Annotated in this window: 6 protein-coding genes; 5 read left to right on the top strand and 1 reads right to left on the bottom strand. The window is 35.3% G+C overall.

What is annotated here, in order from left to right; genetic code table 11:
• The first annotated feature begins 341 nt into the window (after nucleotides 1-341).
• From AC1RRN_RS09135 to AC1RRN_RS09155, 5 genes are all read left to right on the top strand, one after another.
• A complete protein-coding gene (locus tag AC1RRN_RS09135; RefSeq protein WP_492966997.1) occupies nucleotides 342-3,524 on the top strand; it encodes a SusC/RagA family TonB-linked outer membrane protein in 3,183 nt (1,060 codons plus the stop codon).
• Between the two features lie 11 nt (nucleotides 3,525-3,535).
• Nucleotides 3,536-4,960 (top strand): SusD/RagB family nutrient-binding outer membrane lipoprotein, encoded by a 1,425-nt coding sequence (locus tag AC1RRN_RS09140; protein WP_492966998.1) that lies wholly within the window; start codon nucleotides 3,536-3,538, stop codon nucleotides 4,958-4,960.
• A 549-nt stretch (nucleotides 4,961-5,509) separates the two neighbouring features.
• Complete coding sequence (locus AC1RRN_RS09145) at nucleotides 5,510-8,878, top strand: SusC/RagA family TonB-linked outer membrane protein (RefSeq protein WP_492966999.1); 3,369 nt, start codon at nucleotides 5,510-5,512, stop codon at nucleotides 8,876-8,878.
• 13 nt (nucleotides 8,879-8,891) lie between these two features.
• Nucleotides 8,892-10,892: a RagB/SusD family nutrient uptake outer membrane protein gene (locus AC1RRN_RS09150; RefSeq protein WP_492967000.1), complete on the top strand. Its 2,001-nt coding sequence runs from the start codon at nucleotides 8,892-8,894 to the stop codon at nucleotides 10,890-10,892.
• 492 nt (nucleotides 10,893-11,384) lie between these two features.
• Nucleotides 11,385-12,179, top strand: a complete 795-nt coding sequence (locus AC1RRN_RS09155) for a polysaccharide lyase (protein WP_492967001.1) — start codon at nucleotides 11,385-11,387, stop codon at nucleotides 12,177-12,179.
• 131 nt (nucleotides 12,180-12,310) lie between these two features.
• Here AC1RRN_RS09155 and AC1RRN_RS09160 read toward each other — a convergent pair whose 3' ends face one another.
• The gene (locus AC1RRN_RS09160) at nucleotides 12,311-13,426 is read right to left on the bottom strand and encodes a PepSY-associated TM helix domain-containing protein (RefSeq protein ID WP_492967002.1); all 1,116 of its coding nucleotides are present in this window, start codon (nucleotides 13,424-13,426) and stop codon (nucleotides 12,311-12,313) included.
• Between the last annotated feature and the right edge of the window lie 10 nt (nucleotides 13,427-13,436).

A 13,436-nucleotide genomic window follows, 5' to 3' on the forward strand; every position in this document is an offset into this window, starting at 1 on the left:
GATGCAAGACTATCAAATACGTTTTATTTAAAAACCATTACCATTTTGAAGATTTATTCTGAAGATTTTGGTCCTTTTTAAAATTCTTCAAATACCTAATTCATGAAAAATTTTAATAAATGAACTCTTAATTGCACGAGGGAATTTATAAAAAAACAATTTTAAATAGTAGTAATCTAAAATATATAAAAATGAAAAAGCGAATGTGTTGTAAATAAAAAAACCATTTCTGTTGCAGCAGAAATGGTAAAGCTTAAAGAAATTGTTCATCTCTCTATAAGAAAAGCGAGAATGGAGTTAATCCGTTCAGGGCTCACTTATTTTTAAACCAAAACAAAGTAATGAAAAAAAAATTAAATAGATATATCTGGTTATGTATTTTCTTGATTTCCATAGGGGCTAAAGCTCAGGAAACAAAACCGTTAATTCAGTCCAAACTTGAAGGAACGGTAATAGATGCAGTTACAAAAGAGCCTGTTATTAGCGCTTCAATAAACATTAAGGGTACTACACACGGCGTTGTAACAGATTTTGATGGGAAGTTTTTTTTCCAAACAGGACAAAAATTGCCTTATACGTTAATCGTAAGTTATTTAGGATACAAAAAAACGGAAGTTGTTGCTAATACAAACTCAATTGTTATTAATCTTACTCAGGAGCAGAATGCACTTTCAGAAGTAGTGGTTACAGCACTTGGTATTACGAAAGAAAAGAAATCTTTAGGATATACCACTCAGGGACTTAAAGGGAAGGAATTGTCAGATACAAAAGAAACGAATTTCTTAAATAGCTTAAGTGGTAAATTAGCAGGAGTACGCATCACCAATTCGCAGGGAGATATGGGATCTTCTCGTATCATTATTCGTGGTGAAACATCAATAGCTGGAAATAATCAGCCATTATTTGTGGTTGATGGAGTTCCGGTAGATAACTCACAGTTAGGAAGTGTTGGTGGAGCCACCCGTGATTTTAAAAATGCTATTTCCGATTTAAATCCGCAGGATATTGAAACGCTGACTGTACTGAAAGGACCAAATGCAGCCGCTCTTTACGGTTCGCGTGCTGCGCATGGTGTGGTTCTTATCACAACTAAATCAGGAAGAAATCAAAAAGGGCTAGGTATAACTTTCAATTCTGGTATAACGATTTCTCAGGTTTCTACTTTGCCAAGTTTTCAAAATTCATATGGACAAGGATCAAACGGAAAATTTAGCTATGTAGATGGAAAAGGAGGCGGAGTTAATGATGGAGTTGATGAAAGTTGGGGACCTAAATTAGATGGACGCCTTATTCCTCAGTTCTATTCAAATGGTCAGGCAGTGCCGTTTGTGGCCCATCCGGATAATGTAAGAGACTTTTTTAATACTGGTCTTACTTATGATAATAGTATTTCTGTAGCCAAATCGGATGAAAAATCAGATTTTCGTTTGGGAGTAAATAATCAAAAACAATTAGGAACAGTGCCTAACAGTGAAGTCAATAAAACAAACTTTACAGTTAACTCTAATTATCAAATATCTAAAAATGTAAAAGTAGGAGTAACGGCTAACTATATTGTTACCAATGCGCCAGCTTTACCAGGTGGACCATCAGGTAACCGTGCTGCCGGTGTAATGTTACAATTTCTTTGGTTCGGACGTCAGGTAGACATCAATGAACTTAACAATGACTGGAATAGAAACTGGAACAACAGCTATTACAGCAATCCATATTGGAATGCCAATTACAATACAACCAGCCAACAACGTAATCGTTTAATAGGTGATATTCATTTGGATGCAAAGATTTTTGATGGCTTTAATTTTAAATTCCGCACAGGAGTTGACTATTATAACGATCGCAGAAAGTACGAGATTAAGTATGGCACAAATGGAACTCCTTTCGGCTCGTATGCTGAAGATGCGTATACTGTAAACGAACAAAACACAGAAGGTATTTTTACCTATACTAAAAAACTGAACGATGATTTTAGTTTAGACGCTCTTGCTGGATTCAATGTCCGTAATCACAGTGATGCAAACAATTATCAAAAAGCACCACGTTTGGCTGTTCCAGATTTATACACATTGACCAATTCAAGAGATCCTTTAACTTCATCGAACACTTTATCAAGATTAAGAGTATACAGTGCATATGCTTCGGCACAATTTGGCTATAAAAATTATGCATTTTTAAATGTAACAGCCCGTAATGACTGGTCATCGACATTACCAAGTAGTAATCGTTCTTATTTCTATCCTTCTATTAATGGTAGTTTGGTATTATCTGATGCTTTGAATCTGAAAAGCAATACACTCGATTTCTTAAAATTACGTGGCGGATGGTCTGAAGTTGGAAACGATGCAGATCCGTACCAATTGTCTACAGTTTACAATTTTCAAACTGCATTTGACGGAAATCCGATTCAAACCTCTTCACAAAAGAAACTTAATGAGAACTTAAAACCGGAGACAACACGTTCTACTGAAATTGGTTTAGAATCTTCTTTCTGGAAAAACAGACTACATCTTGATGTTGCTTACTATAATACTAATAGTTTAGACCAAATTCTGGAGATAAAGACAACTGCTGCCAGTGGTTATAATTCGCAATTAATCAATGCAGGTAAAATAAACAATCATGGTGTAGAAATTCAATTGGACGGAAATCCTGTTCAAAGTGAAAATTTCAAATGGAATGTAGCTGTAAATTATTCAAAGAATATAAGTAAAGTAGAGATTTTGGATTATGATAAACAGATTCAAAATTACACCATTGGTACTTCAGGAGGTGTTGATGTACTAGCATCTGTAGGACAAGCTTATGGTGCACTTTATGGGACTGCTTATCAGCGCGATGGAAATGGAAATATAGTAGTAGGAGCGAATGGATTACCAAAAGCTGATCCCAATAAAAAAGTATTAGGACATTATACACCAGACTATTTAGCCGGAGTTACAAATACATTGACATACAAAAATATTGAACTTTCATTCCTTGTTGATGCTAGTGTAGGAGGAGAGCTTTTTTCCGGAACGAACAGAACTGGTAATTACACCGGAGTATTAGCGCAAACGCTTCCAGGTCGTGGCGCAGAGAATGGTGGATTAAACTATTACATTAATGGTACTACGAAAACCTTACTTCCTGCTGGTACAACTGCACCTGGTGGAGCAGTAGTATATGATGATGGAATGATCTTTAACGGAGCATATGCTGATGGAACTCCAAATACTTCAGTTCTTAGTGCACAAGAATATTATAAGGCATCATACAATATTGGCGAAGCTTATATTTACAGCTCAACTTTTGTAAAGTTAAGGGAAGTAAAATTGGCTTACAACTTCAATAAATCATTTGCAAGGAAGTTAGGATTGGATGGAGCAAGTATTACAGCCGTAGGTCGTAACTTGTTATTTATCTATAAAGATGCACCAAATATTGATCCTGAAACAGCTTTCAATACAGGAAATGCACAAGGTTTGGAGAGTTTAGCTTTACCAACTACGAGAAACTTTAGTCTTAATGTTAATCTTAGATTTTAAAAAACGAAATCATGCTAAAAAAACTATTATATACAACACTATTTGCATTATCACTGACATCATGTAGTGATACTTTGGATGATATTAATAAAAATCCAAATGCAACTGAAACACCATTGGCACCTTATCTGTTAACAGGAACATTAAAACAGGGAGCTGACTTATATTGGGGATCAACAAATAATTTTGACTCGTCTTTGTTATTTGTGCAGCATTGGGCTAAAATCCAATATACAGAACCAGACCGATACGATGTTTCTAATACTTCTTTCACTTCTTTGTGGAATACGGGATATGCAACCTTAATTACAGATTTGAACACGATTCTGAATTTTCCTGCTGAACAGGCAAATTCAAATTATAAAGGAATTGCACTGACTTTACGTTCATGGACGTTTTTATTGTTGACAGATGCTTATGGAAGTATTCCTTATAAAGAAGCAGGTCTAAAAGTAACACCGGCATATAATACTCAAAAAGAGGTTTATACAGGATTACTTGAAGATTTAAAACAAGCTCAATCTTTACTTAATACAGCAAACGGAGCTGTAACTGGTGATTTGGTTTATAAAGGCGATATTACAAAATGGAAAAAACTGGTAAATTCACTTCGTTTGCGTATAGCGTTAAGAATTTCAGATAGAGAGCCTGCATTAGCTAAACAAGCGGCAATTGATGCAACTAGTGATGCGGCTGGAGTACTTAGCAGTAATAATGATACTTTTAAGTTTACTTATATCAGTTCTCCTCAGCAAAATCCGGCTTCGGCATGGTTTGAAACTCGTGATGATTATCGTATTTCGAAAACATTGGTAGATAAATTAAATGAGTTAGCAGATCCGCGTTTGCCTGTATATGCGCAACTGCCATCAGATACAAGTGTAGGCAAATATGTTGGAGGTGCAAATGGATTATCTAACAGTGATGCCAATAGTCAGGGTTTTGCTAAAACATCAAAACCAGGTACTTACTTCCTGACATCGACATCTCCAGCAGTCATTGCATCTTATTCTGAAACGTTATTCAATCTTTCAGAAGCTGTAGCCCGAGGTTATATTTCCGGAAATGCTGAACAGCTTTATAAAAATGCAATTACAGCATCATTCAATCAATTTGGTATTACTGATGCGACAGCAATTTCAAATTACCTTAATCAGGCGACAGTGAAATATGACGCAGCAAATTATGCCAAGTCGATCGGTACACAAAAATGGATCGCATTCTACGGACAAGGCCTTGATGCTTTTGTGGAGTGGAGAAGACTTGATTATCCTGTGTTAACAGCTGGTCCCGCTACAGTTTTGGATGGAAAGATTCCTTCTCGTTTCTTTTACCCAGGTACAGAACAGTCGTTGAACGGAACTAGTTATCAAGCTGCAGTCTCTGTACAAGGAAAGGACTTGCTTACTACAAAACTATGGTTTGATGTAAAGTAAGACAATGTTCAGGAATATTCAACTTTAGGTTCTCAGGATAATTTATTAAAAGCCCTGCATCTTTTTTGATGCAGGGCTTTTTATTGTTAATTGGGAATCAGTTTACAAGTTAAACGGGTTAAGTAATCCGAAAAGAGATGCAAATCAATTTTAGCAAGTAGTCAATAAAAACTCAACTATTGACCTTGCAGATGTTTTTTATTACCAGTGTTAGAAAAAAAATGTGACGTGTTGTAGATTGATTATAAGCATATAATTAGATTAAAGCGGTTATATAACAACTACTGTTTATGTTAAAAGAAACTTAAAGATATTTGTCAGTAGTGCCGAATCCTTAATTATTTGTGAGTTTTTTTTTAATAATAGTATTTTTTTATACTAAAAAACGACAAAACGAAACTTTAGTATACCCTAAAACGGATTTATGGATCCCTCAAAGACCCATTTATTAATCAATTTTGTCAATGTAAAATCACGAATTCATTAAACAGACTTTACGGTGATTTTCAAAAAAACTAACTAATTAATAACCAAAAATTACAAACCAAAATGACAAATTTTACTAGGATTAAAAAAAGTCCTAATTGCGTATCTGGATTTAATTTGAAAAAGAAAATAGTGATATTCTGTGCATTGTTTTCTTTAGCGCAAATCCATGGTTACGCAATTAGCTTTAAGAGTACAGGAGAGTCACAAAATGTAAATCCGCAGAAAAGCATTAAAGGACAAGTAAATGATGAAAGCGGTATGCCGATGCCGGGAGTGTCAATTTTAGAAAAAGGAAGTAAAAATGCTACTTCAACAGATTTTGATGGAAAATTTACTTTAAAAGTAGATAGCGAGAATGCTGTGTTAATAGTATCTTATTTAGGCTATGTAACTAAGGAAGTTACTTTAAAAGGCGAACCTTCAATTACTATAAAACTGCAAAAAGCTACCACTTCATTAGAAGAAGTTGTTGTAGTTGGGTATGGTAAAATGAAGAAAAAGGATTTGACGGGAGCAATTGTTCAGGTAACACCTGATAAACTGGCGAACCAAAACCCACAGACAGTTCAGGATGTATTAAGAGGTACTCCTGGTGTAAGAGTAGGTTATGATCCTTCTGCAAAAGGAGGAGGAAGTATACAAGTTCGAGGGCAGACTTCTGTCTATACAGGAGGAAGTCATAATTCACCGCTTATTATTTTAGACGGAATGCAGTTTTATGGTGAACTTTCAGAAATCAATCCTGATGATATTGCCCAGCTTGATATTTTAAAAGATGCGTCGGCAGCATCTGTTTATGGAGCGAAAGCGGCAGCAGGGGTTATTCTTATTTCAACCAAAAAAGGTAAAACGGGTAAGCCTATCGTTAGTTTTACTACAAATACAACGATTAGTAACAAAAGCGCTTATCGTGGTGTGTATTCTCCAGAAGGATATTTAAAATATCGTGAAGATTGGGAAACTGCCCAAACTTATGGTGTAAATACAGCATCTGGACAATACGAAGCATTTATATCAGGAACAGTTGCTCCTGGTAAACCGGGGTATTTTTCAAACCCTAATGATTTAGGTAAATGGGGTATCACTGAAGCGCAATGGTTAGCGTATCAACCAGCTACTCAAACAGTAGGAAAAAGTTCTAAAGAAGTATGGGGAGCACGTTTAGGATTGAATTTTGATCCTTCACTAATGGCAAACTTTCTGGCAGACAAAACACATGATTGGAGCGACAGCTCTTTTAGAACAGGAATTAATCATGATAATAATTTAAGTATTTCCGGAGCAAGCGACAAGGTTAATTACTACATGTCTTTTGGTTATTTAACTTCAGAAGGAGCTATTGTTGGAAATGATTATAAATCAGCTCGTTCCAATATGAAAGTTGATGCTAAAATTACAGATTGGCTTGACTTTGGAGCAAATATTAATTTTCAGGATCGATCAGATGGAGATGTTACGCCTTCTTTAGGTACAAATGCTGGGGATAATAATATGATGAGAACCAGCCCATTTGGAACTTTTATAGATGCAAATGGTAACTATGAGAGACAGCCAATGGGGAAAAACGTTTCAGGACAAAATTATAACTATTACTATGAGCGTCAATTTATTGAGAAGGAGACAGGATATACAACATTGAATGCTATTTTCAATACAAAGGTAACTTTACCTTTGGGTATTACTTATTCATTTAATATTTCTCCTCGTTATCAGTTTTTTCACGATCGTTATTTCAGGTCAACACAAAATCCAAACTGGCCTGCAGCTACTACTGGAGCAACCAGAAATAATGCTACAAGATTTGAATATAACCTGAATAATACATTAGCTTGGGATTATACAATTGCTGAAAAACATCACTTCGTTGCAACTTTTGTTCAGGAAGCTGAAGAACGCCGTTATTGGTCAGATGGAATGGATGCTTATAATATTCAACCTTCAGATGCTTTAGGGTTTCACAATGTTAATACTGCAACAATGGCAAATAGCGCGATTAGATCATATGACTCACATGAAACAGCAGATGGTTTGATGGCAAGACTATTCTATTCGTATGATAATCGTTATATGTTGACAGCGACTGTGCGTCGTGATGGATATTCGGCATTTGGAGCTTCAAATCCTTATGCAGTTTTCCCTTCATTTGGAGTTGCATGGAGCTTTAAAAATGAAAACTGGTTTAATTGGGATGCCATGACTACAGGTAAATTACGTCTATCATGGGGTAGAAATGGAAACAGGTCGCTTGCTGATCCATACATTTCTGTGGCAAACTTAGTAAATACCGGAACAATGGGATATTTAGATCCTTCAGGAAAAGCGCTTGAGTTGAAGTACTTAGCACTTGATCGTTTGGCAAATCCAAATTTGGAATGGGAAAAAACAACATCAACTAATATTGGTCTTGACTTAGGTTTCTTACATGATCGTATTACGGCTACTGTAGATCTTTACAAGGCATCTACTCATGATATGATTATGAGTCAATCTTTGCCTGGTTTTACTGGATTTTCATCAATTGCAACCAATCTTGGAGAGGTTGAAAATCAAGGTTTTGAATTGAGTGTTAACACGCTAAACATGAAAAAACCAAACTTTGAATGGCGTACTACATTTGGGATATCTTATAACGAGAATAAAATTGTGTCATTGTATGGCAATATGGTAGATATTAAGGATGCAAGTGGTAATGTTATTGGAAAAAAAGAGGGTGATGATTCTGCTAATGGATGGTTTATAGGCAGACCGATTTCTCAAATTTGGGATTATAAGGTAACTGGAATTTGGCAAAAGGATGAGTGGAAAGAGGCTCAAAAATACGGACAGCGTCCAGGAGATCCAAAAGTTGATAACAGCTATACTGCAGACGATGTAGATGCGGTTGGTACAGATGGTGTTGCTTATAAAAAAGCGGTTTATAATGAAAAAGACAAGCAGTTTTTAGGAAATTCAAATCCTCCTGTACAGTGGTCATTGCGTAATGATTTTAAAATTTATAAAAATTGGGACTTGGCTATCAGTATGTATTCATATAATGGAGGTAAATCACTTAATTCAAATTATATGAACACTTTCAACGATGCGAGTTTGTATAAATTCAACTTCAATCCATATGTAAACCCGTATTGGACACTTGACAATGCAACCAATGATTGGGCGCGTCTTGATGCTAAAGGACCTGCTGGAACTCCAGTTGCACCAGGAAAATTGTATGATCGCAGTTTTATCCGTCTGGATAACATTTCACTGGCTTATTCGCTTCCTAAAGATCTTTTAGATCGTGTGCATATTAAAAATTTAAAAATTTATACTTCGGTTCAAAACGTAGCAACATGGTCTGCTTCTAAAGAATGGAAATATTATGGAGACCCGGAAACAGGAGGATTGGCAACACGTCAGTTTAATCTAGGTTTTAATGTACAACTTTAAAAATTATTCAACAATGAAAAGATTTATAAAAAGTAAAATTTCAAGACTGGTGCCTTTGATAGTATTGGCTGCGTTGTCTAGTTCTTGTTCAAAAGATTTTCTCGAAGCAGACCCGCTTTCGTTTTACGAACCTGAAACCACATTTTCTACAGAAGCTGGGTTACAGGCAACTTTAGCACTGTGCGATAAACAGCTGCGTAATAATTATATTCACTATGGTTTTTCCGGTGTTAGTGTGCCTATTGGTACAGAGTATCTTTTCTCTGATATGGCACAATATGGAAAAACGGATACGGGTAGTAATATTGCTGATTATGCTGCTACCATAGTTCCTACTGGAGATTTTCGAAGAGATCCAAGTGGTGAATCGCTTTATCTTGGGTTTCTCTGGACTGAAGCTTATACTGGTATTAAGAATGCTAATACCGTATTATCATTTATTGGTAATGTGAAATTATCTGACGAGGTTAAAAATAAATATATCGGACAAGCTTATTTTCATAGAGCATACCGTTATCTTAATTTAGTGTATCAATTTGGAGATATACCGTTGATTACTAAAATTCTGGAGGTTCCAAAGCAGAGTTATTATTCTACTAAAAAGGAAGCCATCATAGAAATGATCACAGCTGATATGGAAAAAGCGGTACAGTTTGTGCCAGAGCAATCAAAAATTGGATATGTAGGTATGGTTAGCAAAGGTGCATGTCGTCAGTTATTAATTAAATGTTATTTGGCATCTGGTAAATTTGCGGAAGCTGAAGCACAAGCCAATATTTTGATTAATCAATCGGGTTACGCTTTAGTTCAAGGTAATCTGGGTATTTTTGATCCGGGAGGAAATCCTACGGCATGGCCTATTACGAGAAATGTAATCTGGGATTTACACAGACCTGAAAACAAAGTGATTACTGCTAATACTGAAGCTATATTGGTTGCGCCAAATAGTGGAGCACAATCATTTTTAGCATTTGCTTCGATGAGAATTTTTGGGCCTAACTGGAACGATGCTAATTTAATTACTCCTGATGGTAAAACAGCAGCACCACGTTTTCCATTGACTGATAAAACGAATTATAATGCAAAATATGATTATCAAAGAGCAATAGGACGTGGTATTGGTACTATCAGTGGTTCTTATTATTCACAACATCCTATGTGGGTTGTGAACGGTGTTGAGGATAAACAAGATCTTAGACATAATAGCACTGTTGGTAACTGGGTGAATATGGAAGACCTTAAATACGCTCCTGGTGCAGGTGGTAGTACTGTATGGGCTGGACAAAGTTTTAGAATGAAGGATGCAGCTGGCAAACTGTTGGCGCAAGATTCTATTCGTGATTGGTTTGATTTTCCTCACTATAAAATCTTTTTACACGATGTTGTAGCTGAAGCTAATCCGGCAGCAAATGATTTTCAGGGAGCTACAGCAGGAGCTAGTGCACATTTGTACATCTACCGTTTAGCTGAGACTTATTTGTTACGTGCAGAAGCACGTTTTTATCAAGGGAATGCTACTGGAGCAGCTCAGGATGTAAATGTTGTAAGAGCAAGAGCGAAAGCTACGCAAATGTATACTACTGTAACTATTGGTGATATTTGCGCAGAAAGAGGAAGAGAGCTTTATATGGAAGAATGGAGAAATGTGGAGTTAAAACGTATTTCGCACTGTTTGGCTATTAGCGGAAAACCAGATGAATGGGGGAATACCTACAGCAAAACCAATTGGGATAAACAATCAGGAACAGATAAAGCTGGAGGAAGTTATTGGTACCAACGTATTGTACATTACACCCTTTACAACAAATATCCAGCGGGTATTTCTATTAAACCAGGTGTAAAGTTTTATACTATGGACAAACGTAATAATTACTGGCCAATTCCTTATAGACTTGCTATAGAACCTAATATTAAAGGTCAGTTAAGTCAGAACTTTGGTTATGATGGATACAATGCAGGTGTCAAAGTATGGGACAAATGGCAGGATGCTGTTGACGATGAAAGTAAAATTTAATTTTTTTCTCAAAGTTAAGTTTGAGATATAAAATAAAAAAATAGCTTGATGCCCCCAAAGAAAGCTAAAACAAGAAACGAGTTAATTTTATATTAACTCGTTTTTTTTGTTTTACAATGTCTTGTTTTTCTTCTTTCCGATGCAGAAATTTTTTACTACAGTTTTAACGCTTCTTTTAAAAATAGTCATAAATCTACCTTATGTCTTAATTATAGCCAACCAAACTAGGGAATATAATCTTTCTAAGGTATATGTTTGATTATTAATTATTTGAGTAGTGTGTAATTTTTTAGTCTTTTTTTTATTGATACTGTTTTTAAAACCTAAATAATATATGTAAAACGTATGTTCAGGACTTCTGCGTACGTAAAAACGTACTTTATTACACCCGTTGCGTATAGTAATTCATCAACTTTACACTGTTATTACGAATTGCATAGATATGATTTGTAATAAACTAACTATTAATTATTAACCATAAACCTTTTAAAAATGAAAAAATTCTTAAAATTAACAAGTTTGCTATTTATTACAGCAGTAGTGTTTAATTCCTGTGAAAAGGAACAAGATTTAAATGAGCCACAAGCCGTTAACAAAGAAGTAGCGCAAGGTACTAATAAGGAAGCGTTGCAGAGTGCTAACAAAGCTGCAGTCGCAGCAGCCGCAGCCGCAGGTGGTGGTGCTGGAGCCAGAACGATCACACTTCAGACAAATACATTATCGTGTCCTGGTGGTTTGTGTACATCGTATGGCGTTTGGTCAGAAGGTATTTATACTGTTTGGTTCCAGATGAAATTTAACTCCGGATTTTATTGGAGCAGAGGTGGTAAATGCGGATATGGTATTCTAATTGGAGACCAAAATACCGGTGGTGATCCAGGATGGGATGGAAATGGTGGTAGCGCCAGATTTATGTGGTATTGTCCGAATGGATCAAATTCTGCCAAAGGAAGCGGAGCTTATCTTCAACCTTATGTTTATTATAAAGATCAGCCTGGACAATTTGGTAATGATTTTGGAAAAAAGTACTACATACAAGAAGGCGTGACCTATAACTGTCAGATTTCTGTTAAGTTAAATACAGGTTCAAATACTAATGGATATGTAAAATATTATGTAAACGGTACAGAGTTATTGAATCAGACAATTCGTTGGGTGACTAACGATGCTAAACGAAATGTTAATGCAGTAAGTCTTCACACGTTCCGTGGAGGTAGTCAGGAATACTGGAAAGCTCCGGTAACAAGTTCTATTTATTATGCTAGTGCAGCATGGGATGCTCAATAGTATTACTATAATTTAAAACAATCTGTCGGAATAAATAAAAATCACAACTCGATATTGTTTATTATAGCAGAATCAAAACAAAAGCCACTCCGTTTAAAGAGTGGCTTTTGGCTTTTATAATTATTGCAAAATTATTTGCTCTTTTTTTTATTTTTTTTTCCTAACCAGATCAAAAATCCTGTAATAGGTAATGTCATGGCAAATAGCGTTACCAGGAATGCAATTATTTTAGTCGGAAGACCATAAATACTTCCCGTATGAATAGGATAGTTCAGACGTTTTATTATCTCGCCGTTTGAGTATAATTTGTAGGGTCTTGCTTCAATATTTTTAGCTGTATATTTATCAAAATAAGCAGCACTTGATTGATTTGGAATGGCCATTTCTATATTTTCCTTAAGTACCAAAATACTATTAATAGTGTCCGCAGGCATTCTAATCTGAATGTTTCCAGTATAAGGAAAAATGCTGTCGGTCTTATCGTAAATACTTTGATAAAAAGTAGTATTATCTAGTTTAGGATCTATTTTAGTTGGGTTTTCTACTTTTGCAGAAGGCTTTTTTGTTGTGCCATCCGCCAGAAAATAAACACCATTTTGAAACCAGGTAAAAGCAAAAGACAATCCGGTAAGTGAAATAATAAGTAGAATTAAAAAACTGTAAAAACCAAAAGTAGAGTGAAAGTCCCAATTTACTCTTTTGAAAGAAGCACCCCATTTTACGGTTAACCTTTGCTTTAGATTTTTCATTTTTTTAGGCCACCACAATATGATTCCGGAAATCAGCATAAAAGCAAAGATTAAACAAGAAGTTCCCATAATAATTTCACCGGTTTCTCCTAATAATAATTGCCTGTGAAGGGATAAAACAATAACAAAAAACCTGCTTTCTTGTGGTGTTGTTCCCAGAACTTTTCCGGTATAGGGATCAATAGAAAAGAATTGTGCTTTTTTATCTGAATCTTTTGCCAAAATTTGAAATGTGCGCGAAGGATCATTAAAAGTATAAATACGAGTAATCTTTTTTATCGAATATTGTTTTTGAAGTACATCTACGCAGTAGTCTATACTCTTTTTTGTTTTTCCTATCGTTGAAATATTATAATACTCAGGATTTATAGCTTTATCGATTTCTTTTTCAAAAACCAAAATACTTCCCGATAATGCGGCAATAAAAACAATTATACCAGAGCCAAGTCCTAACCATAAATGTAATAAGCCAATATTCTTTTTTAATGTTTTCTTCATATATAAGTTT

This window comes from Flavobacterium sp. GW821-FHT11G01 (assembly GCF_058808175.1).

Bases quoted from the DNA above. Each gene is read 5' to 3' on its own strand.
- AC1RRN_RS09155 (WP_492967001.1), top strand. From the start codon at position 11,385: ATGAAAAAATTCTTAAAATTAACAAGTTTGCTATTTATTACAGCAGTA.
- AC1RRN_RS09140 (WP_492966998.1), top strand. From the start codon at position 3,536: ATGCTAAAAAAACTATTATATACAACACTATTTGCATTATCACTGACA.
- AC1RRN_RS09150 (WP_492967000.1), top strand. From the start codon at position 8,892: ATGAAAAGATTTATAAAAAGTAAAATTTCAAGACTGGTGCCTTTGATA.
- AC1RRN_RS09145 (WP_492966999.1), top strand. From the start codon at position 5,510: ATGACAAATTTTACTAGGATTAAAAAAAGTCCTAATTGCGTATCTGGA.
- AC1RRN_RS09160 (WP_492967002.1), bottom strand. From the start codon at position 13,426: ATGAAGAAAACATTAAAAAAGAATATTGGCTTATTACATTTATGGTTA.
- AC1RRN_RS09135 (WP_492966997.1), top strand. From the start codon at position 342: ATGAAAAAAAAATTAAATAGATATATCTGGTTATGTATTTTCTTGATT.